The following is a 24086-nucleotide window of genomic DNA, read 5'->3' on the forward strand; positions in this document are numbered from 1 at the left end:
GGGGTAAGCTGCCCGTCAACACCCTCTGCACTACCTGAATCAAAACGCCGCCCAATTCCGGGCGGCGTTTTTACGTTCGGGGCATCCCGCCTATTTGGCGTCGGCGAAGGCCGCCAGGATCCGCGCCCACGAGCGGATCCCCTTGTGGTAGCTCTTGAGATCGTACTTCTCGTTCGGCGAATGGATGTTGTCGTCGTCGAGGCCGAAGCCGATCAGCACGCTGTCGAGGCCGAGCGTGCGCTTGAAGTCGGCGACGATCGGGATCGACGCGCCGGAGCCGATCAGCAGCGCCTCCTTGCCCCACTCATCGGTCAGCGCGCGGCGGGCGGCCGCCAGCGGCTTCATGTTCCAGTCGAGCGCGATCGCCGGCGCACCGGAATGATCGATGAACTCGGCCTTGCAGTCGGCGGGCAGGCGCGCCGTCACGTAATCCCGGAACGCCTTGCGGATCTTCTCGGGATCCTGTCCCTCGACGAGGCGGAACGAGACCTTCGCCGACGCCTCGGCCGCGATCACCGTCTTCGAGCCCTCGCCGGTATAGCCGCCGACGATGCCGTTGATGTCGCAGGTCGGCCGCGAGGAGACCTGCTCGATCAGGAGCCGATCCTTTTCGCCTGCGGGCACCGAGAGGCCGATCGGCTTGAGGAAACTTTCCGGCGTCAGATTGAGCTGCTTCCACTGCGCCAGGATATCCGGCGGCAGATCCTTCACGCCGTCATAGAAGCCGGGGATGGTGATGTGGCCGTTGTCGTCATGCAGGCCGCCGAGGATCCGCGTCAGCACGCGGATCGGGTTCTGCGCGCCGCCGCCGAACACGCCGGAATGCAGGTCGCGATTGGCGGCCTTGATCTTGACCTCGTCATAGACCAGGCCGCGCAGCGAGGTGGTGATCGCCGGCGTGTTGGGGTCCCACATGCCGGTGTCGCAGACCAGCGCGAAGTCGGCCTTGAGCTCGGCCTTGTTCGCCTCGAGGAACGGCACGAAATTCTTCGAACCGATTTCCTCCTCGCCCTCGATGACGATGGTGATGTCGACCGGCAGCGATCCCGTGACATTCTTCCAGGCGCGGCAGGCCTCGACGAAGGTCATCAGCTGACCCTTGTCGTCCTCGGCTCCGCGCGCGACGATGATCTTGCGCCCGTCGGCATGGTCGGTCACCACGGGCTCGAACGGCGGACGGTGCCAGAGATTCAAGGGATCGACCGGCTGCACGTCATAGTGGCCGTAGAACAGCACGTGCGGACGCCCGTCGGTCGAGCCGTTCAGCTTGCCGACCACGGCCGGATGGCCGGCGGTCGGCCGCACCTCGGTCTTGAAGCCGAGGGTTGCGATATCCTTGGCGAGATGATCGGCAGCCGCCCTGCAGTCTTTGGCGAAGGCCGGGTCGGCCGAGATCGATTTGATCCGCAGCAGCGTGAACAGCCGCTCGAGACTGTTGTCGAAATCGGCATCGATGCGGTCGAGGACGGGCTGCAGCTTGGCGTTGGACATCGCGGATATCCTTTTTGTTTGGACGTTATGCCAAGTTGTAGCGCGCCGGCCGCGCGAGGCAAGGCCGGTTGCCCGTTCCAGCCTGGAGCGTCGCGATGCTACCTGCGCAGGATTCCGCCGAGCGCGCCGCGCACCAATGCGCGACCGATCGAGCCGCCGACCGAACCGCCGACCGACTTGCCGAGATCTGCGACCACGCCGCCGACCACCTTGTCGGTCACCGAGCGCGTGACGTTGCGCGCGATCACCTGTCCGGTCGAGAGCCGGCCACGCTTGGTGCCGAAGATCGTGGCGGCGATCGCGCCGATCTGGCCGAGGATGCCGCCACCGCCACCAGCGGCCGGCGCCGCAGCGCCTGACAAACGCTTCTGGATGATCTCGTAGGCGGATTCAGCGTCGATCGCGGTGTCGTATTTGCCCTTCACCGGGCTCGCATCCATGATGGCCTTGCGCTCTTCCGGCGTGATCGGCCCGATCCGCGCTGACGGGGGCCGCACCATGACCCGCTCGACCATCGACGGCGTGCCGCCACCCTCGAGGAACGACACCAGGGCCTCGCCCTTGGCGAGCTCCATGATCACCCGCGCGGTGTCGAGCTTCGGATTGGGCCGGAAGGTCTGCGCGGCGGCGGCGACCGCCTTCTGGTCGCGCGGCGTGAAGGCGCGCAGCGCATGCTGCACGCGGTTGCCGAGCTGCGCCAGCACCTTGTCCGGCACGTCGATCGGATTCTGCGTGACGAAGTAGACGCCGACGCCCTTGGAGCGGATCAGCCGCACCACCTGCTCGATCTTGTCCATCAACGCCTTCGGCGCGTCGTTGAACAAAAGGTGCGCCTCGTCGAAGAAGAACACCAGCTTCGGCTTCGGCAGGTCGCCGGCCTCCGGCAATTCCTCGAACAATTCCGAGAGCATCCAGAGCAGGAACGTGGCGTAAAGCCGCGGGCTCTGCATCAGCTTGTCGGCGACGAGGATGTTAACCATGCCGCGGCCGTCGCGGTCGGTCCGCATGAAATCCTTCAGCGTCAGCGCCGGCTCGCCGAAGAATTTCGCGCCGCCCTGGTTCTCGAGCACCAGCAGCTGGCGCTGGATCGTTCCAACGGTGGCCTTGGACACGTTGCCATAGCTCTGCGCGGCCTTGCGGATCGACGCCAGCGGATCTTCGCCCTCATCGGCTCCCTTCTTGCTGCCGTCGGGCGCGATCGCATCCAGCAGCGCGCGCAGATCCTTCATGTCGATCAGCGCGAGGCCATTCTCGTCGGCGACACGGAAGGCAACATTGAGCACGCCCTCCTGCACGTCGTTCAGATCGAGCATCCGCGACAGCAACAGCGGCCCCATCTCGGTGATGGTGGCGCGCACCGGATGGCCCTGCTCGCCGAACACGTCCCAGAACACGGTCGAGAACTGATCTGGCTGGAAGGTCAGCCCCATCTCCTTGGCGCGCTTCAGGATAAAGTCCTTGGCCTCGCCGACTTCCGAGATACCGGAGAGATCGCCCTTGATGTCGGCTGCGAAAACCGGAACGCCGGCGCGCGCAAATCCCTCGGCCATCACTTGCAACGAGACCGTCTTGCCGGTTCCGGTCGCGCCGGTAACGAGGCCATGCCGGTTGGCCAGCGCCAGCGTCAGCCAGGCTGTCTCCTCGCCCTTGCCGATAAAAATTTTCTCGTCCGTATCGGCCAACTTGTTGTCGGAGGTCGCCATCGTCTCGCCTCTTCGCGCAGATTTTAGATCGTTTCGATCATCGCACCGGGTTCGACGTCACACCCCGGTTCGGTACCGAATGGCTGCCATCATATTGCATGTTGAGGACCGATTGAAACCGTCAGCCGATGCCGACGTATATCGTCGCTGCACCAGTTCCTCATATTTTATTCCCGTCAAAGTGACGAAAGGCATTGCGCATTGCGACAAGATGGTGTGAATCCGCCGCTCACTCTTGCAGCGAGGCCACAGTCACGGCGCGATCGAAAAAGAATACGAACTGAAATGCGCGGATCGCTTGTATTTCGTGACACAGGCGCTCAAGATAAATCCTCAAGAACGATCCGGCAAAGTCCGGTTGAGGCGGGGCAAGATGGACGAACTGGTTGGACAGCTGGCCGCGAAGGCCGGCATCGACGGCGCTGTCGCTGAAAAAACCATCGGCATCGTTCTGGGTTTCCTCCGTAACGAGGGACCTTCCGACAAAGTCCAGGTTCTGATCGACCAAATCCCCGGCGCCGAAGCGGCAATCGCCGCATCCAACAACAGCGGTGGTCTATCGCGGTTGATGGGCGGCGGGTTGATGGCTGTCGGCACCCGGCTGATGGCGCTTGGCCTGAGCATGAGTGAAATTCAGAACGTCGCGCGTGAACTTTTCAGGTTCGGTCGCGACAAAATCGGAGCGGATCAAATGGGCGAGATCATCTCGGGGACGCCGGGCCTCAGCCAGTTTGCCTGAAGCACTCTCCCCACGCCCTTGCACGCGCGCTCCCTTCTACCTGCATACGAGTATCATGACATACCCCCTCTCCGAGATCGAAGGCCTGTCCGCCTATTGCGCCACCAAACTGAAATCACAGGGAATCCGCACGACCGACGCGCTGCTAGAAGCCGCCCGCACCGTCAAGGGACGCAAGGCGCTCGCCGCCAAGACCGGGATCAGCGAACAACAACTGCTCGAATGGGCCAACATCTCCGACTATATGCGGATTCCCGGAATGGGTAAGGCGAAGGTCGGCCTGGTCCGCGCCGCCGGCGTTACCACGGTGCGCGAGCTCGCCCACCGCAACCCGTCGCGGCTGGCACAGAGCATGAAGGACGCCAATGTGCGCCGAAAGCTCGTCCGCGTGATGCCATCGGAGAAGTCGGTCGAGTTGCTGATCGAAGAGGCACGCAAGCTGCCTCCCAAAATCACCTATTAGCATCCCCCATTAGCCTGCCTTAACGGCATTCAGCACTGCCGGGGCCGGCCATCATCGCGACACCTTGACTTGGCGTTACGGCCAGCGCAAAGCCAGCGCATGACGGCGACCAAGCCCATAGCATCTGTTGTGACCGGCCCGGCCGCATCGGCGGTGCTGCCGACGCTGCTGTCGCGGCCCTATCCGGCCGTGATGGGCATCCTGAACGTGACGCCGGACTCGTTCTCCGACGGCGGCCGGTTCGTCGCGCCCGAACAGGCGCTGACGCAGGCCCGCAGGCTGGTTGCCGAGGGCGCCGACATCATCGATATCGGCGCGGAATCGACCCGCCCCTATGGCTCGCAGCCGGTCACCGCCGACGATGAACTGGCGCGGCTGAAGCCGGTGCTGGCCGAGGTGATCGCACTCGGCGTGCCGGTCTCGATCGACAGCATGAAATCCGAGGTGGTGGCCTGGGCGCTCGACCAGGGCGCCGTGATCGCCAACGACGTCTGGGGCCTGCAACGCGACCCCGACATGGCGCCGGTCGTCGCTGCACGCGGCGCGCCGGTGATCGTCATGCACAATCGCGAGAGTGCCGATCCTTCGATCGACATCATGCGGGACATCACGGCGTTCTTCGAACGCTCGCTTGAGATCGCGGCGCGCGCCGGCATTGCGTCCGACCGGATCGTGCTCGATCCCGGCATCGGCTTCGGCAAGACGCCGGAGCAGAGCATGATCGCACTGGCGCGGCTCTCCGAGCTCGACGCGTTCCGCCTGCCGGTGCTGGTCGGCGCCTCGCGCAAGCGTTTCATCAGCACGGTCGTGCCCTCGGAGCCGCAACAGCGGATCGGCGGCTCGCTCGCCGCGCACCTGATCGCGGCAAGGAACGGCGCCCGCATCATCCGCGCGCATGACGTCGCCGAAACCGTTCAGGCGCTGCGGGTCGCCGCGGCAATCGAGGGAAAGCAATGACCGACACGATCTTCATCACCGGGATCGTCATCCATGCTCGCCACGGTGTGATGGAACACGAGACCGAGGTCGGGCAGCGCTTCGTCATCGACCTCGAGCTCTACACCGATCTCTCGGAATCCTCGCGCACCGACCGCCTCTCCGACACGGTCTCCTATTCCAATGTGGTGGCGACCGCGACGTCGGCATTCAAGAACACCAATTACAAGCTGCTCGAGCGCGCCGCCGGTGCGGTGGCCGAGGACATCCTGGCGACCTTCCCGCGCGTCCGGGCGGTCAAGGTCACGGTGCACAAGCCGCACGCGCCGATCGCCGCGATCTTCGACGATGTCGGCGTGGTGCTGACCCGCTCGCGCCACCCGCTGCCTCACGGTTGACCTGATGGCCGACGTCCTGATCGCACTCGGCGGCAATGTCGGCGATGTCCGCACGACCTTTCGCAAGGCGATCGCCAATATCTGCGGCATGACGCAGGCCGCACTCGTGGCGCGCTCGTCGGATTATTCGACGCCGCCCTGGGGCGATCAGCAGCAGGACAGCTTCATCAATGCCTGCATCGAGATCGAGACCAGCCTCGATCCGCATGCGCTGCTGTTCACGCTGCACAAGATCGAAACCAAATTCGGCCGCGACCGCAAGACCGAGCAGCGCTGGGGGCCGCGCACCCTCGACCTCGACCTGATCGCCTATGACGACGTCACACTCGACAAGCCGGAACTGACGCTGCCGCACCCGCGGCTGTTCGAGCGCGCCTTCGTGCTGGTGCCGCTGGCCGAGATCGTTCCCGACCGCGTCATTGCCGGCCGCCGCGTCGCGGATGCGCTGGCAAACGTCTCGACCGACGGTATTTTCCGCCTTGCGGACCTCGATTAATCGCCGATCCACCGCAAACAAAAGTTTGGCTTGGCCGCCCGCCCGTGGCAATTTCCGGCCAAATCAAGTGGCTCCCTGGCGGGGCCGGCGAAGGACGATTTGGGCGGATGACGACCACGACTGACGATTTGGCTCTGGCTTCGGATTTTCCAGCTGCGACCTATGACGACTGGCGCAAGCTGGTCGACGGCGTGCTGAAGGGCGCGCCGTTCGAGAAGCTGGTCGGCAAGACCTATGACGGCCTGAGGATCGATCCGATCTATCGCCGCGCCACCAACGCCAGTCCGCTTCCGGGTCGCGCCGCCGCGACCCCCTGGCAGATCCTGCAACGGGTCGATCATCCCGATGCCGCGCAAGCCAATGCGCAGGCGCTGGAAGATCTCGAGAACGGCGCGACCGGCCTTGAATTCGAATTCGCCGGCGGTCCCGGCACGCGCGGCTTCGGTCTGGCTGATGCCAGCAAGAAGACGCTGGCGCGCGCCTGCGGCGGCGTCCATCTCGACGCCGGCATCATGATCGCGCTCAATCCGGTGATCGGGCGCGAGAACGCCGGCGAGACGTTTGCCGACATGATCGAGGCCCGCAAGCTCGACCCGGCCAAGCTCGATCTGCATTTCAACTATCAGGCGCTCAGCACCATGGCCGTGCGCGGCGCCGCGGCCATCGCCTGGCCCAATTACGAGAAGTCGTTCGGGCAGGTGGTCAACGGCCTGATCAAGCGCGGCTTCAAGGGGCCGTTCGTGCTGGCCGACGGCCGGCCGGTGCATGATGCCGGCGGCTCCGAGGTGCAGGAACTCGCCTTCACGCTGGCGCTGGCGCTGGCCTATCTGCGCATGCTGGAGGCCTCAGGGCTCGATCTCGACGCGGCACGTGCAGCGATCTCGTTCCGGCTCAGCGCCGATGCCGACCAGTTCCTGACCATGGCAAAATTCCGCGCGCTACGGCTCTTGTCGGCAAGGGTCGAACAGGCCTGCGGCCTCGCGCCGAAGCCGATCTTCGTCAACGCGCAGACCGCCTGGCGAATGCTGACCCAGCGCGACCCCAACGTGAACATGCTGCGCGCGACGATCGCAACGTTTGCGGCCGGACTTGGCGGCGCTAACGCGATCACCGTGCTGCCGCACACGCTGGCGCTGGGCTTGCCCGACGATTTCGCCCGGCGCGTGGCGCGCAACACGCAGCTCGTGCTGCTCGATGAGTCCAACCTCGCCAAGGTCTCAGATCCCGCGGCCGGCGCCGGCGGCATCGAAACGTTGACTTCGCAGCTCTGCGAGGCGGCGTGGACGCTGTTCCAGGAGATCGAGAAGGCTGGTGGCATCTTCCCGGCGCTCGAGCAGGGCCTGCTGCAGACGAAAGTCGCGGCGACGCGGGCGCAGCGCGAGACCAACGTGGCGAAGCGCCGCGACGTGCTGACCGGCGCCAGTGAATTCCCGAACTTGCACGAGGAAATCCTCGCGGTGCTTGACGTCAAGCCGTCGGCACCGAGATCGACGGCCGATGCCAAGATCAGGTTCGACGCCCTCGCACCGATGCGGCTCGCCGAGCCGTTCGAGGCGCTGCGCGACAAGTCGGATGCCGCGCTGAAGGCACGCGGCGCGCGGCCGAAGATTTTCCTCGCCAATCTCGGCACGCCGGCGGATTTCACCGCCCGCGCGACCTTTGCGAAGAGCTTCTTCGAGACCGGCGGGATCGAGGCCATCGACAGCGAGGGCTTTGCCGACGCGGCGGCGCTGGCCGCGGCGTTCAAGGCCTCGGGCGCCGCGATGGCGTGCATTTGTTCCTCCGACAAGGTCTATGCCGCCAGCGCCGCTGAGGCCGCCAAGGCCCTTCACGGCGCCGGCGCAAGGCATATCTATCTGGCTGGACGGCCCGGCGACCAGGAAGCGGCGCTGCGGGCGGCCGGCATCGGTGAGTTCGTCTTCGCCGGCGGTGATGCGCTAGCGACATTGCGCGACGCCTATCGGCGGATGGAGCAGTCATGACGGCAGAGGCACCAGCAAAACCCGTTCTGACCGGCGGCTGCCAGTGCGGCGCCGTGCGCTTCGCGGTGTCCGCGGCGCCGAACCGCGTCAGCATCTGTCACTGCCGGATGTGCCAGAAGGCGTCCGGCGCGCCGTTCGCCTCCTTTGCCGACATCAACAAGGAGGATTTCGCCTGGACCCGCGGCAAGCCGGCGGCGTTCAAGTCCTCCTCGATCGCCGAGCGCGACTTCTGCGCCGCCTGCGGCACGCCGCTCAGCTTCCGCCGGATCGACGGCCCGCGCATCGAGATCATGACCGGCGCGTTCGACCGGCCCGACCGGGTGATCCCGACGCAGCAATTCGGAACCGAGTCCCGCCACGGCTGGGTGGTCGGCATCGCCAATCTGCCGAGCCAGACCACGATGCAAAATTACGGACCGGAGCAGATGGCGACCATCGTCAGCCACCAGCATCCGGATCATGATTGACAATGTAGCGCTGCCTTATCACCGGCTCCAATCATGCTAGGATTGGCCCATGTTGCAAATTCTCCTCGAATTTCTTCTTCAGATATTCGGCGAGGCATTGATGCACCTTCTTGTCGGCGTCTGCCACCGCAATGCCGCCGAGAAGAATCTACAGCGACTGATCGAACGCAATCGCAAGCTTGAGGAAGCCAAGGAATGACCCGCATTCCCAATTTCGCCGATGTCGCCTTCCAGCCCGTCGCCGCGGCGATGCCGGCTGCGAGCGCCGAGCCGTGGCTCACGCCCGAGGGCATTCCGGTGAAGTCCGTCTACGGCGAGGCCGATCTTGCAGGCATCGACTTCCTCGAGACCTGGCCGGGGATCGCGCCCTATCTGCGCGGGCCCTACCCGACGATGTATGTCAACCAGCCCTGGACCATCAGGCAATATGCCGGATTCTCCACGGCTGAGGATTCCAACGCGTTCTATCGCCGCAACCTTGCGGCCGGACAGAAGGGCCTGTCGGTCGCCTTCGACCTCGCCACCCATCGCGGCTATGACTCGGATCATCCGCGCGTCTCCGGCGACGTCGGCATGGCCGGCGTCGCGATCGATTCCATCTACGACATGCGCACGCTGTTCGCCGGCATCCCGCTGGACCAGATGAGCGTGTCGATGACCATGAACGGCGCGGTGCTGCCGATCCTCGCGCTGTTCGTCGCCGCCGCCGAGGAACAGGGCGTACCGCCGGAGAAACTGTCGGGCACCATTCAGAACGACATTCTGAAAGAGTTCATGGTGCGCAACACCTACATCTATCCGCCGGCACCATCGATGCGGATCATCTCCGACATCTTCGCCTATACCTCGCAGCGGATGCCGAAATACAATTCGATTTCGATCTCCGGCTACCACATGCAGGAGGCCGGCGCGACGCAGGACCTCGAGCTCGCCTATACGCTAGCCGACGGCGTCGAATATCTGCGCGCGGGCCTGGCCGCCGGCCTCGACGTCGATCGTTTTGCGCCCCGCCTTTCCTTCTTCTGGGCGATCGGCATGAACTTCTTCATGGAAGTCGCCAAGATGCGCGCGGCGCGGCTGCTGTGGGCCAAGCTGCTCAAGCAATTCAACCCGAAGGACCCACGCTCGCTCAGCCTGCGCACGCATTGCCAGACCTCGGGCTGGTCGCTGACCGCGCAGGACGTGTTCAACAACGTGATGCGCACCACGATCGAGGCGATGGCGGCAACCCAAGGCCACACCCAGTCGCTGCATACCAACGCGCTCGACGAGGCGCTGGCGCTGCCGACCGACTTCTCCGCGCGCATCGCCCGCAATACGCAGCTGTTTCTGCAGCAGGAGAGCGGCACCAACCGCATCATCGATCCCTGGGGCGGCTCCTATTATGTCGAGCGGCTGACCCGTGACCTCGCCGCCAAGGCCTGGGGCCACATACAGGAGGTCGAGGAACTCGGCGGCATGGCCAAGGCGATCGAGGCAGGCGTGCCCAAGCTGCGCATCGAGGAGGCGTCCGCCAAGACCCAGGCGCGGATCGATGCCGGTCGCCAGGCGGTGATCGGCGTCAACAAGTACAAGCCGAAGAACGAGAAGCCGATCGACGTGCTCAAGGTGGAGAACTCCACCGTGCGGCGCTTGCAGATCGACAAGCTCGGCCGCTTGAAGAAGGAACGAAACCAGAAGGACGTCGACGCGGCGCTGGCCGCGCTGACCCGCTCGGCCGATGAAGGCAATGGCAATCTGCTGGCGCTGGCGATCGACGCCGCGCGCGCCAAGGCCACCGTCGGCGAGATTTCGGACGCGATGGAAAAGGTGTTCGGCCGCCACCGCGCCGAAATCAAGTCCATCACCGGTGTCTACAAGCGAGAGGCAGCGACCATGTCCAACAAGGTCGAAAAAGTGCAGGCCCTGATCGATGCGTTCGAGGAGGCCGAGGGCCGCCGCCCGCGCATCCTGGTGGCAAAAATCGGCCAGGACGGCCATGACCGCGGCCAGAAGGTGATCGCGTCGGCCTTCGCCGACGTCGGCTTCGACGTCGATATCGGACCGCTGTTCGCAACCGCGGACGAAGCCGCGCGGCAGGCGGTCGAGAACGATGTCCACATCCTCGGCGTCTCCTCGCTCGCCGCGGCCCATCTCACCGCGGTGCCGGAACTGAAGGCCGCACTGAAGAAGCACGGCCGCGAGGACATCATGATCATCATCGGCGGCGTGGTGCCGCCGCAGGATTACGACGCGCTGTATGCCGCGGGCGCCGAGGCGATCTTCCCCCCCGGCACCGTGATCTCCGAGGCCGCCGAGGAGCTGATCCACAAGCTCAACACCCGGCTCGGCCATAGCGAGGCGGCGGAGTAACGCTGCCGCGCCTGCCCTCTCCCACCTGGAGTTTTCCATGCGCGCCGCTCGCTTGATGACGCCTGTCCGCATCATTGGTCTTGCCGGCCTGCTGGCTTGCCTCTGCCTTACGGCGCGTGCCGCCGATCCGAAGCCCGACGCCACGATCAAGAATCCGAGCATCGAGGCCAGCGTCTATCTCGACGACAAGATCAAGGCCGATGGCGCGCTGGCGGCCGATTGCCTCGCCGAGGGCAGGAAGTGGATCGACAAGAACGCCGCGGAGGCGGCGACCGATCGCAAGCAGGAGCCCGAGCTGTTCAAGGAGCGCGGCGGCTATTCATTCGAGCGCAAATATTCGGTGCGCTCGGTCGTCGACGGCCGCTATGTCAGCGTGCTGCGCGACGACTACGTGAACACGCTGGGCGCGCATCCGAACTCCGACGTCAACACCATCCTGTGGGATACAACGGAGAAGAAGCGCATCAGCATCCGTCCCTTCTTCACCGAGACCGCGGACAACGGCCCGACCCTGACGGCGATGCGCAAGGCCATCGTCGCTGCGCTGAACGCCGAGAAAAAGCGGCGCGGCACCGGCGAGACCGCAACCGCCGAATGGTACAAGGAGCTGAAGCCGACCCTGCTCAAGATCGGCGCCGTCACGCTGGCGCCGTCGACTGAAGCCGGCAAGAGCTCCGGCCTCACCTTTCACTACCCACCCTATGCCGTCGGTCCCTATGCCGAGGGCCAGTACGTGATCTTCGTGCCGTGGGAGGCGCTGAAGCCTTATCTTACACCGGAAGGCACAAGGATTTTTACAGGCGCCCGGCCGAAGGGCGATGCGGACGAACCGCAGTAACGGGTTTCAACGCGCTTCGGCCTGATGGCGCGCCAGCGCCCTCACCAATGAATTGGTCCAATCCGGAATCCAGTCCTGGAACTGAACCTGCCAGCGATCCGCGTCACCAGGCGCGGTGTCGAGCTTGACCGACCATTCGATGAAGGTGCGGTTGCCCTCAACGACCGGCAGCAGATGCATCGTGCCCTCGTAGTGGGTCGGCTGCGGCGCGTCCGAACTAACCTCCGCCAAAAATGGCAGCGGCTCGATGCTGGCATAGGTTAGCGAATGCTGCGTGTCCGAGTGACCGGCAAGGCGTTGCCTGACCCAGAGCCCGAGATAACAGAAGCGCCTGACCGCGCCGACCTCGTCGCCGCGTTTGTCGTCCTCGATCACGCTTTCGCTGACGCCCTCGATATAGGCGGGATAATTGTTGAAGTCGCGGATCAACGACCACACGGTATCGAGCGGATGATCAAGGACGGCGCTGTAGTAGGCTTGGCTCATGGCAGGCTCCGGAAGGAAAATCTGGTCCGCGATGGTGGCGGAACATGCCCCGGATATCGCGCAACGCGCCGGGACCGCCCACCCGATTTCCGATCGCGCAATCGGTACGGGATGACCGGGACACGGCCCTCGCCTGCAACCGCCGGCCGTTGTAAACCAAGGCCCATGATCGCCTCGAAGCCCGCCTCTCCCGACATCGCCGCCCTCGCCAAGGACCTCCGCGCCGGCCACCGCGCCGCGCTGGCGCGGGCGATCACGCTGGTGGAGAGCCGGCGCGGCGATCACCAGGCCTCCGCGCGCGAGCTGGTGCAGGCGCTGCTGCCCGACACCGGCAAGGCGGTGCGGGTCGGCATCACCGGCTCGCCCGGGGTTGGCAAGTCCACCACCATCGATGCGCTCGGCATGTTCCTGATCGAGCGCGGCCACAAGGTTGCGGTGCTGGCGGTCGATCCCTCCTCGGCGCGCACCGGCGGCTCGATCCTCGGCGACAAGACCCGGATGGCGCGGCTTGCCGTCTCCGATCAGGCTTTTATCCGGCCCTCGCCGTCCTCGGGTACGCTCGGCGGCGTCGCGGCGAAGACCCGCGAGGCGATGCTGCTCTGCGAGGCCGCCGGCTTCGACGTCGTGCTGGTCGAGACCGTCGGCATCGGCCAGTCCGAGACCGCTGTCTGCGACATGACCGACTTCTTTTTGGCGCTGATGCTGCCGGGAGCCGGCGACGAGTTGCAGGGCATCAAGAAGGGCCTCGTCGAGCTCGCCGACATGATCGCGATCAACAAGGCCGATGGCGACAACCTCAAGCGCGCCAACCTCGCCGCCGCCGACTATCGCAGCGCGCTGCATATCCTCGCGCCGCGCTCCGAGCACTGGCATCCGCCGGTCGAGACCTATTCCGCGCTGACCGGCGCCGGGCTCGACAGGCTCTGGCAGAAGATCCTCGATCACCGCACCGCGATGAACGCCTCGGGCGAGTTCGCGGCCCGCCGCAGGGAGCAGCAGGTGAAATGGATGTGGTCGATGCTGGAGAGCCGGATGATGGCGCGGCTACGCTCGGACGCCGCGATCCGCGCCAAGGTGAAGAAGATGGAGGCCGAGGTCGCCGCCGGCCGCATCTCGCCCGCGGTCGCCGCCGAACAGATCGCGGAGATGCTGCATTGAGCGGCAAGCCGCGCATCCTGCTCACGGGCTTCGGCCCGTTCCCGGGCGCGCCATTCAATCCGACCATGCCGCTGGTGAAGCGGCTGACCGCCCTGCGCCGCCCCGCCTTCGACGACATTGCGCTGACCAGCCATATCTTCGATGTCACCTACGCGGCCGTCGATCGAGAATTGCCGGAGCTGATCGCAACGCGTCGCCCGCAGGCGCTGTTGATGTTCGGCCTCGCCGGCCGCACCGCGCATCTACGGATCGAAAGCCGCGCCCGCAACGCGGTGACCACACGCTTTCCCGATGCCGGCCGCCAGCATGCACGCACGGGATCGATCGCTGGCGGCGCCGACGCGATGATGTTCGGGCCGCACAGCGAAAGACTGCTGCGCGCGGCGCTGGCCACAGGCATCGATGCGCGGCTGTCGCGCGATGCCGGCAGCTATCTCTGCAACTATCTGAGCTGGCGCGCGATCGAGGCCGTGAACGGCAGCAACGACCTCCGCCTCGCGCAATTCATCCACGTTCCGCCGCTGGCCCATGATGGCACGGCGGCGACCGGAAGGTCATCCATCACGCTGGAGCAGCTGGTCGATGCCGGCGAGGCCATGCTGCTGGAGCTGGTGAAACTGACCCGGCAGGCCACGCGCGTGAGCGATGCGGATCGGACTGCTCGCGCGTATCAGGCAGCGCTGTAGCCGCCGTCGATCACATGCGATGCGCCGGTCATGAAAGAGGCCTTGTCCGAGCACATCCAGACGACCGCTTCGGCGATTTCCTCGGGCACGCCCAGGCGACGCACGGGGACCTTGGCGATGATCTCGTCGTAGCGTTCGTCCATCGTCTCCCTGGTCATGGGCGTTTTGATGTATCCGGGATTGACGCAGTTCACGCGAATACCGTCCTGGGCGTACTCGATCGCCGCAGACTTGGTCAGCCCGACGACGCCGTGCTTGGTCGCGACATAGTGGGCCGAGGTGGCGAGGCCGACCAGCCCGGCGATCGAGGCCGTGTTGACGATCGCGCCGCCGTCACCCTGCTTCAGCATCTGCGCGATCTCGTATTTCAGGCACAGGAACACGCCCATCAGATTCACCGAAAACATCTTCGCCACCGAGGGCTGCGTGAGCTCATGGATGCGCTGGCCGGGCGGGCCGACCGAGCGCCCGGCAACGCCGGCATTGTTGAACGCGCAGTCGATGCGCCCGAACGCCGACACCGTGCGCGCCACCATGTTCGCGACATCGGCCTCGTCGGTCACGTCGCCCTGGATCGCGATCGACTGGCCGCCGGCGGCGTTGATCAGCGCGACCGTCTCGTCGATGCCCTCCTTAGAGAGATCGGACACCGCCACGCGCGCGCCTTCGCGCGCCATCGCAATCGCCGTTGCCCGGCCGATGCCAGACCCACCACCCGTGACCAACGCGGCCTTGCCGTCCAGCATGCCTGTCATCAAAAGCTCCTCTAGCGCTTTCCCTCGATTGCGATCTCGACGAGGTACGGCCGCCGGGTCGCGACAGCCTTGGCAACTGCGGCGGCGATCTCGTCGGCCTTCTCGACCCTGACGGCCTCGACGCCCATCCCGGCGGCAAGATGCACGAAGTCGAGCGCCGGACCGGTGATATCCATGTTCTGATAGGGATGCTGGGTGCTGGCTTCGAAATTCTGACGCCAGACGTCCACATTGTGCTTGAGAATGCGGTACTCGCGGTTCGCGAGCACCACGAACACGATCGCAAGCTTGTGGTGCGCGGCCGTCCACAGTGCCTGGATCGCGTACATCGCCGAGCCGTCGCCGGAGATGGCGACAACCGGACGGTCCGGCATCGCGACCTTGACGCCGATCGCGCCGGCGAGGCCCTGCCCGATGCCGACGCCGCGGCCGCCGAAATAATCGCCGAAGCCGCGATAGTCGAAGGCCCGCGCGAGATCGAGACTGGCCGTGATGCTTTCATCGACGATCACGACATCATCCGGAAGTCCGCGACGGAGTTCCGCGGTGACGCGCGGCATCGAGCTCGGCTCGCGGTCCCAGCCTTTCTCGACGCGGGCGCGATAGGCGTCTTTCTCTTTCCGCTGCAATTCGGCCAGCATGGCATTGCGGCCTTGCGCGGCATCCCTGAACGCCGCGCCAGCCTTTGCGCGCAACGCGTCCGTCAACGCGCCGAGGCTGACGGCGATGTCACCGACGATGCCGGCATCGAGCCGGTTGTTGAGCGCGAGCCGCTCGGCCGACGCCTCGATCTGCAGCAAGGCCGCGCCGTCGGGAATGTGGCCGCCCGGCGCAAACCAGATGTCCTCGAAGAACGGACCGCCGATCAGCAGCACGAGATCGGTATCGCCGAGCGCCTTCCGCACCTGGCGGGCATCGCCCGGGACCGACTGACGGTAGCTCGGATGGCTGGTCGGGAACGGCGCGTGATGGCGCAGCCCTTCGAACCAGACAGTGGCGCCGATCGCCTCCGCCAGCGCCACCAACGCCTCTTCGCCGCCGGATCGCGCCACGTCGTCCCCGGCGACGATGGCCGGATTTTTCGACTTCAGCAGCAGCGCGACCAGCGCATCGATGCCTGCCGGATCAGGACGCGTCGATCGCCATAGATTGTCCGGCGTCGAGGCGTCGACCACGGTTTCCTGTTCCAGGACGTCGATCGGCAGCGACACGAATACCGGCCCCTGCGGCGCGTCGGTCGCGACCTTGAACGCGCGCCGCATGATCGGTGCGATCTCGTCGGCGCGCTCGATCTGCACGCTCCACTTGGTCACCGGTGCCGCCATTGCCACGAGATCGTGGCCGAGCAGCGGGTTCTTGAGCCGCATCCGCGTGTCCTGCTGGCCCGCTGTCACCACCACGGGCGAACCTGCCTTCAACGCGCCGTAGAGCGAGCCGATGCCGTTGCCAAGGCCGGGAGCGACGTGCAAATTGGCAACGGTGACGCGCCTCGCCGCCTGCGCGTAGAAACTGGCGGCGCTGACGGCGACGCCTTCATGCAGCGCCATGATGTATTCGAGTTGCGGAAATGCCGGCAGGCTGTCGAGCAGCGGTGTTTCCGTGGTGCCGGGATTGCCGAAGATATGACGCACGCCATGCGACACGAACGATTCCATCAGTACACGACGCCCGCGCATTCGTTTCCTCTCGATCGGCTCTGACTTGTTTTGCGGATCATCGGCCGGGGAGCGGCCCGTGGCAACCGCGCGAGACAGTTCGTGTCCGCGCGGCACGCTGCGTCTTCTGCATGGCTTTGGACGAGGCGACGCGACGCTTCGGACATGTCGCGAGGATACGGAACTGTTCCCCATCCCCAATCGCGATCGCCGTTTGACAATTTGAGCCGGCTGCACCGGGAGTTAACCCTACCGCCAACAATCGCCTTGCTGCGTCGGCGTGTTCACCATGCCGCGCCGCGTTTCGCGGTACGTATCGGGCGCGAACGTCACCGCTCGCGAATGTTGCGAGGGCCATGCCCATGGACGTCAACCGCCGTCATCTGATCGGAGCATCCGCCGCCGGCGTCGCCGGCGCGCTTGCGTTGTCGCCGGACGCTGCGCCTGCCGCGCAATCCACAGGCTCGCTCGGCCGCGACGTCACGCACTACGGCGTTCGCCCCGGCAGCCCCGAGGACCAGACCCGCAACCTGCAGCGCGCGATCGATGACGCCGCGCGCGCGCAGGTGCCGCTCGCGTTCCCGCCCGGGGTCTACCGCACCGGGCTGTTGCGACTGGCGCCCGGCAGCCAGTTGATCGGCGTGCGCGGCGCCAGCCGGCTGGTGTTCAACGGCGGTGCCTCGCTGCTGGAGGCCGAAGGCGCCGGCGGCATCGTCCTGATGGGCCTGTCCTTCGACGGCGGCAACGTCCCGCTGCCGACGCGGCGCGGCCTCGTGCATTGCCTGGCCGGCCGCGACATCCGCATCACTGATTGCCAGTTCATGGCCAGCGGCGGCAGCGGCATCTGGTTCGAGCAGATGTCGGGCGACGTCAGCAACAATGTCTTCACCGGCATCGCGTCGACTGCACTGGTGTCGTTCGACGCGCTCGGCCTGATGGTCGCGCGCAACACCATCAAGGGCACCAACGACAACGGCATCGAGATCCTGCGCAGCGCGATCGGCGACGACGGCTCGATCGTCGCCGACAACCGCATCGAGGACATCAAGGCCGGCCCCGGCGGCTCCGGACAGTACGGCAATGCCATCAACGCCTTCCGCGCCGGCAATGTGATCGTGCGCGGCAACCGCATCAGCAATTGCGACTTCTCGGCGGTGCGCGGCAATTCGGCCTCCAACATCCACATCACGGACAACAGCGTCAGCAATGTGCGCGAGGTCGCGCTCTATTCGGAGTTCTCGTTCGAGGCCGCTGTCATCGCCAACAACACGGTCGACGGCGCCGCGATCGGCGTCTCCGTATGCAATTTCAACGAGGGCGGGCGCATCGCGGTGGTCCAGGGCAACATCATCCGCAATTTGTTGCCGAAGCGCCCTGTCGGCACCGACCCGAACGACGGCGCCGGCATCGGCATCTATGTCGAGGCGGACAGCACCGTCACCGGCAATGTGATCGAGAACGCGCCGACTTTCGGCATCGTCGCCGGCTGGGGCAAGTACCTGCGCGACGTCGCGATATCGGGCAATGTCGTGCGCAAGGCTTTCGTCGGGATCGGCGTCTCGGTGGTGCCGGGCGCAGGCTCCGCGCTGATCAACAACAACATGATCTCGGAAACCCCGGGCGGCGCAGTGGTCGGGCTCGACCATGCCCGCCCCGTTACCTCAGACCTGTCGGCTGGCGGCGCCCAGCAATATGCGCAGCTCGTGGTCGGCGCCAACGCGGTGCGGCGCTAGAGCATGATCCGGAAAAACGCGAAGCGGTTTTCCCGCGCGACAAACGCGGAACGCGTTTGCGCGGAGATCATGCCAAATACCTACAGCGCGTTGCGCAGCAGCGGGTAGCGTCGCTGGATGGTGTCGAGATCAAGCACCGGCGGCGGCATCACCGGAGGGGGCATCTCCAGCGACGGCGCGTCGGCGACAACGGGCGGCTGCTCGAGCACCTCGGCGGCGGTTTCCAGCGCGGCCGCGACTGCGGTCATCGCGGCCTGCGCCAAGGTCGCGGCTTCCGCGCGGCGCTGAGGCATCGGCGAGAGATCGGGCGGCGGCAGCTTCGACTTGCCACGGCCGAGCCAGGACAGGTCGATTGGCGAATTGTCGAGCGAGGCTTCGCGGGTCAGCAATTCCCGCCAGATATCGACCGCGGCCCGGGCTTCCCTGATGTTCTCGAGGAAGGCCTGCTCGCTGTGATAGCGGCGCCAACGTCCGGTCTCGAAAAGTTCGGTAAGGTGTTCCAGCCTTTGCTCGGCGAGGTTGCACCAGCGTGCAACGATCTCCTGGCCTCTGGCCACGTCGGTCCGATGTGTCATTGAACTTGCCCGCAGGGAAAGAAACGGACGCAGACGCAACCGAACCGAATCAACTGGACGTGACGCTGATATTCTGTGGAAAAGGTAAATAAAGTCTAACTAAATTCTTAATCGGCGACGGGCGATGGGAGAAGTCCGCTCTACTACGGAGTTTCTTGCTCGAACCGTCGTCAAGTCATCGACTTGCATGACGGCGATGCGCATCGCTGGCGGACGCGGCGCAGCCAAATCATCCACAGCAAACGATCGCAGCTGTCGCGATCGCGCAGTGCCGGGACCACGCTCGGCCGGTCGGTCGTGCAAGGTACCCCACAAATGAAAGACCCGTCCGGGGGGACAACCGGACGGGTCAAAGCCATATGGGCGCTTGGGGTGGATGGGCGCTCGCGCCTGATATAGCCGGGGAGGGATAAACCGCTCCCACACACATAAGTCGTGAGAGCAAGGCGGACGTTCAAATCGCCGGCGATTTTTTTAACCTTTTCGCCGCCCGGTTCCATCGCACCGCTGCAGGCGTCCGGCGACGAAAATCACCGTGCGGCGCCGCGATTTGCAGCGGAAAACTCCGATGCGATCGAGGGCGCGGCTTCATTCAACGCGCGGCTCACGGAAGTGTTATTGCCGTCCGGCGTCGGCGCGGGCTGCGGCAGTTTGTCCGTGGCCGCTGCAACCGGAGCATTGGCCGCGGCCATCACCGCGGCGAGCGCGTCGGCCTCCCCGGCCCCGAACAGATCGTCGCGTCCAGGCGCCCCGAGATCGCGGGCCGTGCCGGTCAGGATCCGTCGCACCTCGGCGGGCTTCAATGCCGGACCACGCTCCAGCACCAGCGCCGCGATGCCGCTGACGAACGCGGCCGAAAAGGAAGTGCCCGACATCAGCTGATATTTGCCGTCCGGCACCGGCACGAGGATGTCCGCGCCCGGCGCCGCCAGCGCGATATGGCTGCCGCGGTTCGACGCCGCCATCAGTCGGTCGCCGGCATCGATACCGCTCACCGCGATCACGTCGGGATAAGCGGCCGGATACAGCGGCGGCGATGTCGGGCCGGCATTGCCGGCCGCGGCGACCAGCATGACGTCCTTCGCCGCAGCGGCGGCCACCGCGCGCCCGACAAGTGCGTCTTTCGGCCCGGCAAAGCTCATGTTCACGATCTGCGCGCCATGCGCCACCGCGTAGTCGAGGCTCCTGAGGATCACATAGGAGGTGCTCTCGGCGCCGCCGCCAACCACGCCAAAGGCGCGGATCGCCAGGATCCGCACTTCCGGCGCGCTTCCCGTCAGCCTGACCCGCGCGGCAATTGCGCCGGCGATGGCGGTGCCGTGGGCATGTGGGCCATCCTTGCTGCCGAGCGCATCAAATGTATCCGCGACGGTGTTGGCCAATTCCGGATGGGCTGCGTCGATGCCGGAGTCGATGACGGCAATAGTCACATTCATCCCGCGCGCCAGCCTGTGCGCCTCGGGCAGATGCAGCTTCGCCTGCGCATATTGCGCCGGATCATTGCCGCCTGATGCCGCGCGCTGGTCCTGCAGCGCGTACCGGTAGTTCGGCTGCACCGAGCGGACGCTGCCATCGTTTGCGAATTCGCGGCTCACGGCATCGGCCGAGCGATTGCCGGCGATGCGGAACAGGCCGATGGTCGCCCCCAGCAGCGGGATGTTCTGCGAGGCGATCCGTCTCAGGCCGTGGCGGCGCGCCAGCGCGTCGGCTTGGGCCTCGGTCAGGATGCCGTCGATTTCCGCCACGAGTTCGTTCGGCACGGTTCGCGTGCCCGCCACGTCCTGTGCGCGGATGCCGCCACCGCCGGCCCTGCCCTTCCTCGCGGCGCCCTTGCCGCTGCCGTTGCTGGCAACCGGCCGGTCGGCGCATTGGCCGCGGTCAGCATTGTCGCAGCCGGAGGAGAGGCGGGGTGCGTAGCGTGCATCGGGCGGTCGCATTCCCGATCGTGGGCCCTCGTCGGTCCAGGACGCAGGCGGGCCACGGTCCGCCGAGAGCGGCGGCCCGCCGGCGGCGCTGCCACCGGGCCTGCCGATGCCCGGATTGATCCGCGGCCCAGCCGAGACCCCGCCGCCGATCGGTGATCGCATGAAACTTTGGGCGTAGGCCGAACCGGCAACACAGACCAGCAGCAACGCCGCGGCCGCGACGGTCGCTCGGTTCGTTGATCGGGTCCGGCCGTTGGCGGTCATGATGACCTCAAATCGGCGCAGATCGTCAGCCGCCTGTTTTACGGCGTCTCCACCGCGAGGCTGACGATCTTCTCTCTCTGCAAACGGGCGATCAGCGCCGCGACGCCGTCCTTGTCCATCGCGCGGAACTGCAATCGGAACATGCCGGCCTTACCGTCGACGATCGAGGCCTGGTAATTGTCGAGCAGCGACGTGATGTCGGAGATTCGGGCATCCGGCGTGAAGCGCACCAACAGCCGCGTCGGCGCGGCCGATATGCTGGCACCAAGGTCGCGAGTGATCGGCGCACTGGGTGCCGGGCTGGATGGTGCAATGGCCGCACTCGGCGCGCTGCGTTGTTCGGCGACATCGAGCGACGCGGTCTGGAACGAGGCGGGCGGGCTGCGCATCAGCACCGCGCCGATCACGCCCGCCTGCAACAGCACCACGAGCGCGCCGAGGCTGGACGACCAGGCGAGCGTCCGCGGCGACAATTTGGAAAAGAACTCCGAGATCGAGGCCGACATGCGTGCACCTGCGGACGGCTTGCGCTCCGGCTCGGCATCGATCGCGGCAAACAGCTTCTGCATGGCGCGCGCCGAGGGCGCACCGAGGCTCTCATTGAGGCCGATGGTCTCGGCATATTCGTCGCGGATGACGGCATATTGCCGGGCCAGTTCCGGATCGGAAGCGAGTGCATCCTCGACGCGGCGCGCGTCGCGCGCGTTGAGCGTGCCGGCCGCATACCAGGGCAGCAGCATCTCGACATCGTCAGGTTCTTGACCCTGCACTTTCTTGTTGCTCGCAGCCATCATGGCCAACCTCGCTCGACACCGGCTGCCTTCAGCAACTCGGCAAGTTTCTTGCGTGCATAGAACAGGCGCGTCTTCACGGTGTTCTCCGGAATCCCGACGATCTCAGCGACGTCTTCCACGGATTTCTCGTGATAGTAGACAAGGTCGACGATCTCCCGGTGTTCCGCTGATAGTCCCGTCAGGCACTTACGCAGCGTCGCGCCGGTGTCCTTCTTCTGCACTACCGTTTCCGGATCGTCGGACGTATCCTCGATCGCGTTCGCGGCCTCATCGTCCAGTTCGGCGTCTTTCCTTCGCCGTAGCGAAGACAACGCCTTGAACCGGGTAATCGCCAGAAGCCAGGTTGAAACGGCGGATCGTCCCTCAAACTTGCCCGCCTGACGCCACACGTCCAGAAAGACCTCGCTGATGAGGTCCTCCGCCACCTGTTCGTCCCGCACGAGCCGAAGCCCGAAGCGGTACACCCTGACATGATGCCGTCCGTACAGCACCTGCATGGCGAGCCGGTCGCCTTGAGCGATCCGAGCGATCAGAACCTCGTCTGAAGCCGCCTGTGTCGCGCTCAATGGCCGTCTCGCAAAGTTGGTCTGAGGGGGGTGGTGCGTGGTTCGACGCGAGAGCCAAGATTCTTCACATTACGGCAATGTGCGGACCGCATGTGTGACCTATGACACAGTCGGCGATCCCAAGGAGGAAAAATCGCCGGAGGCTCGACAAACGGTATCATAATAGCGAAAACTCTCGCGGACTCGCGCCATGCTGCGCGACCATACCAAGGCTTTGCCGGCACGCCAGCGCCGTTGCGCAGCCGGCGTCGGCGCAAGCCCCCGACGCGCTCGCTCCCGCCCCCGATCGGCGAGCGGATTTCCCTTACGAAACAAGGGTGATGACCGGGTTCCATCGGAGCAGATTCGGTTTCAAAAGATACCAAACCTAAAGGCTTTCCCACGTAGATTTTCGCCGGATTTCACCAATGGCGAGACCATGGGCAGCGCTGCGTCTTCACTTCCCAGCCAGACCGCGGGCGCATCGGAAAGCGGCCGTCCCAGGTTGACGGTCGAGCGCCTGGCGCGCCGAGCGAGGCAGCGCCGCCAGATCCAATCAATGATCGGCGCCTGCTTCGTGCTCGATGCCGTCGTCCTGATGATCTACGCGCATGCCGGCACCACGTCGATCCTGGTGGCGGCGAGCTATGCCCTGACCGGCCTCTCCCTCGTCGCGGTCTATGTCCTGCTCTCGGAGCGCGGCTTTCACGAGCGCTTCCGCGACCACTATCTGGTCGCGCCGCAATCGGCCGTCAACATGGTGAACCTGCTGGTGTTCACCTACATCGCGCCGGAAGTCGGCGTGCTGTTCCTCTGCAACCTGTTCGTGGTGTTCAGCTTCGGTGCGCTGCGTACCTCGGCGCGGCAAACCGCTGTCGTCTGGACCATCATGGTGCTGGGCCTCGCCGCGCTGTTCCTCGGAACCGACAAGGAGATCGGGATGCCGACCGGCTCCCGGATCGACCGTCTCGCCACCATGCTGGTATTCGCGCTGACGATCGGGCGCTGCATGTATCTCGGCATCTTGTCGAGCTCGATGCAGCAGTCACTGTACCAGGGCGGAAAGAAGCTGAAGGAGGCCTATCGGCGCATCGAGGAGCTCGCCGAGCTCGACGAGCTGACCGGCACCTCCAATCGCCGCAGCATCATGCGCACCCTCGAGGACGAGATCGCGCGCTGCGCCCGCAACGGCAGTTCCTGCGCCGTGGCGTTGATCGACCTCGACCATTTCAAGCGCATCAACGACATCTACGGTCATCCGATCGGCGACGAGGCGCTGCGCACCTTCGCCATCGGCATGTTCGCCAATCTCCGCAGCATCGACCGCTTCGGCCGCTATGGCGGCGAGGAATTCCTGCTGGTGCTGCCCGACCTGTCGCAGGATCAGGCGATGCGCGCGCTCGAGCGGCTGCGCGCGATCATCGCCGATCTCGACTGGAGCGCATTTTCGCCGGGCATGCGGGTGACGATCTCCGCAGGCGTCACGACGCTCAAGCCGCACGAAAACTCCGACACATTGCTCGCCCGCGCCGATGGCGCGCTTTACGCGGCCAAGGCGAGAGGACGCAACCGCATCGCCAGCGCCTGACACCCTTTCATTTTCATATTCGGCGCCGGAGAATCCGTCGCCACCGCTCCAGGACAG

At 65.5% G+C, this 24086-nt stretch carries 23 protein-coding genes; 14 read left to right on the top strand and 9 right to left on the bottom strand.

The window, feature by feature from the left end; translation table 11 throughout:
- Positions 1 to 90 precede the first annotated feature (90 nt).
- Both ACTUWL_RS04410 and ACTUWL_RS04415 read right to left on the bottom strand, forming a co-directional pair.
- Entirely contained in the window at positions 91 to 1491 is a 1401-nt protein-coding gene (locus tag ACTUWL_RS04410; RefSeq protein WP_021080791.1) for a M20/M25/M40 family metallo-hydrolase, read from the bottom strand.
- A gap of 98 nt (positions 1492 to 1589) precedes the next feature.
- On the bottom strand, positions 1590 to 3194 hold the full coding sequence (locus ACTUWL_RS04415; protein WP_021080792.1) for a helicase HerA-like domain-containing protein: 1605 nt from the start codon (positions 3192 to 3194) through the stop codon (positions 1590 to 1592).
- 373 nt (positions 3195 to 3567) lie between these two features.
- On the opposite strand from ACTUWL_RS04415, the gene ACTUWL_RS04420 reads away from it, so the two are divergent.
- The 10 genes from ACTUWL_RS04420 to ACTUWL_RS04465 all read left to right on the top strand — a co-directional run bounded on the left by ACTUWL_RS04420 (position 3568) and on the right by ACTUWL_RS04465 (position 11865).
- Positions 3568 to 3933, top strand: a complete 366-nt coding sequence (locus tag ACTUWL_RS04420) for a hypothetical protein (protein WP_021080793.1) — start codon at positions 3568 to 3570, stop codon at positions 3931 to 3933.
- A 55-nt stretch (positions 3934 to 3988) separates the two neighbouring features.
- Positions 3989 to 4396: a DUF4332 domain-containing protein gene (locus ACTUWL_RS04425; RefSeq protein ID WP_018270650.1), complete on the top strand. Its 408-nt coding sequence runs from the start codon at positions 3989 to 3991 to the stop codon at positions 4394 to 4396.
- A gap of 99 nt (positions 4397 to 4495) precedes the next feature.
- Positions 4496 to 5353 (top strand): dihydropteroate synthase, encoded by an 858-nt coding sequence (gene folP, locus ACTUWL_RS04430; RefSeq protein ID WP_021080794.1) that lies wholly within the window; start codon positions 4496 to 4498, stop codon positions 5351 to 5353.
- On the top strand, positions 5350 to 5730 hold the full coding sequence (folB, locus tag ACTUWL_RS04435; RefSeq protein WP_021080795.1) for a dihydroneopterin aldolase: 381 nt from the start codon (positions 5350 to 5352) through the stop codon (positions 5728 to 5730). Before folP ends, folB begins: the two co-directional genes overlap by 4 nt.
- 4 nt (positions 5731 to 5734) lie before the next feature.
- Entirely contained in the window at positions 5735 to 6226 is a 492-nt protein-coding gene (gene folK / locus ACTUWL_RS04440; RefSeq protein ID WP_021080796.1) for a 2-amino-4-hydroxy-6-hydroxymethyldihydropteridine diphosphokinase, read from the top strand.
- Positions 6227 to 6333: 107 nt separating this feature from the next.
- Positions 6334 to 8208, top strand: a complete 1875-nt coding sequence (locus ACTUWL_RS04445; RefSeq protein WP_021080797.1) for a methylmalonyl-CoA mutase family protein — start codon at positions 6334 to 6336, stop codon at positions 8206 to 8208.
- Positions 8205 to 8675 carry a GFA family protein gene (locus ACTUWL_RS04450; protein WP_021080798.1) on the top strand — a complete coding sequence of 157 codons (471 nt, stop codon included), beginning with the start codon at positions 8205 to 8207 and terminating at the stop codon, positions 8673 to 8675. The genes ACTUWL_RS04445 and ACTUWL_RS04450 overlap by 4 nt, the downstream gene beginning before the upstream one ends.
- Positions 8676 to 8724: 49 nt before the next feature.
- Positions 8725 to 8874, top strand: coding sequence for a hypothetical protein (locus ACTUWL_RS04455; RefSeq protein WP_021080799.1), 150 nt, complete (start codon positions 8725 to 8727; stop codon positions 8872 to 8874).
- Positions 8871 to 11027 (top strand): methylmalonyl-CoA mutase, encoded by a 2157-nt coding sequence (gene scpA / locus ACTUWL_RS04460; protein ID WP_021080800.1) that lies wholly within the window; start codon positions 8871 to 8873, stop codon positions 11025 to 11027. The genes ACTUWL_RS04455 and scpA overlap by 4 nt, the downstream gene beginning before the upstream one ends.
- A 55-nt stretch (positions 11028 to 11082) precedes the next feature.
- On the top strand, positions 11083 to 11865 hold the full coding sequence (locus tag ACTUWL_RS04465; RefSeq protein ID WP_035652543.1) for a DUF3298 and DUF4163 domain-containing protein: 783 nt from the start codon (positions 11083 to 11085) through the stop codon (positions 11863 to 11865).
- A 6-nt stretch (positions 11866 to 11871) separates the two neighbouring features.
- Here ACTUWL_RS04465 and ACTUWL_RS04470 read toward each other — a convergent pair whose 3' ends face one another.
- Positions 11872 to 12351 (bottom strand): SRPBCC family protein, encoded by a 480-nt coding sequence (locus tag ACTUWL_RS04470; protein WP_021080802.1) that lies wholly within the window; start codon positions 12349 to 12351, stop codon positions 11872 to 11874.
- A 165-nt stretch (positions 12352 to 12516) separates the two neighbouring features.
- On the opposite strand from ACTUWL_RS04470, the gene meaB reads away from it, so the two are divergent.
- Together meaB and ACTUWL_RS04480 are read left to right on the top strand one after the other, a co-directional pair.
- Complete coding sequence (meaB, locus tag ACTUWL_RS04475; RefSeq protein ID WP_021080803.1) at positions 12517 to 13509, top strand: methylmalonyl Co-A mutase-associated GTPase MeaB; 993 nt, start codon at positions 12517 to 12519, stop codon at positions 13507 to 13509.
- The gene (locus ACTUWL_RS04480; protein ID WP_021080804.1) at positions 13506 to 14195 is read left to right on the top strand and encodes a pyroglutamyl-peptidase I; all 690 of its coding nucleotides are present in this window, start codon (positions 13506 to 13508) and stop codon (positions 14193 to 14195) included. Before meaB ends, ACTUWL_RS04480 begins: the two co-directional genes overlap by 4 nt.
- Here ACTUWL_RS04480 and ACTUWL_RS04485 read toward each other — a convergent pair.
- On the bottom strand, positions 14180 to 14950 hold the full coding sequence (locus ACTUWL_RS04485; protein WP_021080805.1) for an SDR family NAD(P)-dependent oxidoreductase: 771 nt from the start codon (positions 14948 to 14950) through the stop codon (positions 14180 to 14182). The genes ACTUWL_RS04480 and ACTUWL_RS04485 overlap by 16 nt on opposite strands.
- An 11-nt stretch (positions 14951 to 14961) precedes the next feature.
- Positions 14962 to 16626, bottom strand: coding sequence for a thiamine pyrophosphate-binding protein (locus tag ACTUWL_RS04490; RefSeq protein ID WP_021080806.1), 1665 nt, complete (start codon positions 16624 to 16626; stop codon positions 14962 to 14964).
- 341 nt (positions 16627 to 16967) lie between these two features.
- Between ACTUWL_RS04490 and ACTUWL_RS04495 the strand changes: the two genes are divergently transcribed.
- Positions 16968 to 18338, top strand: coding sequence for a TIGR03808 family TAT-translocated repetitive protein (locus ACTUWL_RS04495; RefSeq protein ID WP_021080807.1), 1371 nt, complete (start codon positions 16968 to 16970; stop codon positions 18336 to 18338).
- 80 nt (positions 18339 to 18418) lie between these two features.
- Here ACTUWL_RS04495 and ACTUWL_RS04500 read toward each other — a convergent pair whose 3' ends face one another.
- From ACTUWL_RS04500 to ACTUWL_RS04515, 4 genes are all read right to left on the bottom strand, one after another.
- On the bottom strand, positions 18419 to 18913 hold the full coding sequence (locus ACTUWL_RS04500) for a TIGR03809 family protein (protein WP_021080808.1): 495 nt from the start codon (positions 18911 to 18913) through the stop codon (positions 18419 to 18421).
- 530 nt (positions 18914 to 19443) lie between these two features.
- On the bottom strand, positions 19444 to 21102 hold the full coding sequence (locus ACTUWL_RS04505) for a S8 family serine peptidase (protein ID WP_021080809.1): 1659 nt from the start codon (positions 21100 to 21102) through the stop codon (positions 19444 to 19446).
- A gap of 38 nt (positions 21103 to 21140) precedes the next feature.
- Complete coding sequence (locus tag ACTUWL_RS04510; protein ID WP_035652532.1) at positions 21141 to 21893, bottom strand: hypothetical protein; 753 nt, start codon at positions 21891 to 21893, stop codon at positions 21141 to 21143.
- The gene (locus tag ACTUWL_RS04515; protein ID WP_035652535.1) at positions 21893 to 22462 is read right to left on the bottom strand and encodes a sigma-70 family RNA polymerase sigma factor; all 570 of its coding nucleotides are present in this window, start codon (positions 22460 to 22462) and stop codon (positions 21893 to 21895) included. The genes ACTUWL_RS04510 and ACTUWL_RS04515 overlap by 1 nt, the downstream gene beginning before the upstream one ends.
- A gap of 418 nt (positions 22463 to 22880) precedes the next feature.
- Between ACTUWL_RS04515 and ACTUWL_RS04520 the strand changes: the two genes are divergently transcribed.
- Positions 22881 to 24029, top strand: coding sequence for a GGDEF domain-containing protein (locus tag ACTUWL_RS04520; protein ID WP_035652538.1), 1149 nt, complete (start codon positions 22881 to 22883; stop codon positions 24027 to 24029).
- Positions 24030 to 24086 lie beyond the last annotated feature (57 nt).

This window comes from Bradyrhizobium sp. WCU1 (assembly GCF_053474805.1).

Coding starts and splice junctions, on each gene's coding strand:
- folK (WP_021080796.1), top strand. CDS start 5,735: ATGGCCGACGTCCTGATCGCACTCGGCGGCAATGTCGGCGATGTCCGC.
- ACTUWL_RS04505 (WP_021080809.1), bottom strand. CDS start 21,102: ATGACCGCCAACGGCCGGACCCGATCAACGAACCGAGCGACCGTCGCG.
- ACTUWL_RS04500 (WP_021080808.1), bottom strand. CDS start 18,913: ATGACACATCGGACCGACGTGGCCAGAGGCCAGGAGATCGTTGCACGC.
- ACTUWL_RS04425 (WP_018270650.1), top strand. CDS start 3,989: ATGACATACCCCCTCTCCGAGATCGAAGGCCTGTCCGCCTATTGCGCC.
- ACTUWL_RS04510 (WP_035652532.1), bottom strand. CDS start 21,893: ATGGCTGCGAGCAACAAGAAAGTGCAGGGTCAAGAACCTGACGATGTC.
- ACTUWL_RS04420 (WP_021080793.1), top strand. CDS start 3,568: ATGGACGAACTGGTTGGACAGCTGGCCGCGAAGGCCGGCATCGACGGC.
- ACTUWL_RS04485 (WP_021080805.1), bottom strand. CDS start 14,950: ATGACAGGCATGCTGGACGGCAAGGCCGCGTTGGTCACGGGTGGTGGG.
- ACTUWL_RS04410 (WP_021080791.1), bottom strand. CDS start 1,491: ATGTCCAACGCCAAGCTGCAGCCCGTCCTCGACCGCATCGATGCCGAT.
- ACTUWL_RS04415 (WP_021080792.1), bottom strand. CDS start 3,194: ATGGCGACCTCCGACAACAAGTTGGCCGATACGGACGAGAAAATTTTT.
- ACTUWL_RS04495 (WP_021080807.1), top strand. CDS start 16,968: ATGGACGTCAACCGCCGTCATCTGATCGGAGCATCCGCCGCCGGCGTC.
- ACTUWL_RS04490 (WP_021080806.1), bottom strand. CDS start 16,626: ATGCGCGGGCGTCGTGTACTGATGGAATCGTTCGTGTCGCATGGCGTG.
- folB (WP_021080795.1), top strand. CDS start 5,350: ATGACCGACACGATCTTCATCACCGGGATCGTCATCCATGCTCGCCAC.
- scpA (WP_021080800.1), top strand. CDS start 8,871: ATGACCCGCATTCCCAATTTCGCCGATGTCGCCTTCCAGCCCGTCGCC.
- ACTUWL_RS04455 (WP_021080799.1), top strand. CDS start 8,725: ATGTTGCAAATTCTCCTCGAATTTCTTCTTCAGATATTCGGCGAGGCA.
- ACTUWL_RS04520 (WP_035652538.1), top strand. CDS start 22,881: ATGGGCAGCGCTGCGTCTTCACTTCCCAGCCAGACCGCGGGCGCATCG.
- ACTUWL_RS04465 (WP_035652543.1), top strand. CDS start 11,083: ATGACGCCTGTCCGCATCATTGGTCTTGCCGGCCTGCTGGCTTGCCTC.
- folP (WP_021080794.1), top strand. CDS start 4,496: ATGACGGCGACCAAGCCCATAGCATCTGTTGTGACCGGCCCGGCCGCA.
- ACTUWL_RS04450 (WP_021080798.1), top strand. CDS start 8,205: ATGACGGCAGAGGCACCAGCAAAACCCGTTCTGACCGGCGGCTGCCAG.
- ACTUWL_RS04445 (WP_021080797.1), top strand. CDS start 6,334: ATGACGACCACGACTGACGATTTGGCTCTGGCTTCGGATTTTCCAGCT.
- meaB (WP_021080803.1), top strand. CDS start 12,517: ATGATCGCCTCGAAGCCCGCCTCTCCCGACATCGCCGCCCTCGCCAAG.
- ACTUWL_RS04470 (WP_021080802.1), bottom strand. CDS start 12,351: ATGAGCCAAGCCTACTACAGCGCCGTCCTTGATCATCCGCTCGATACC.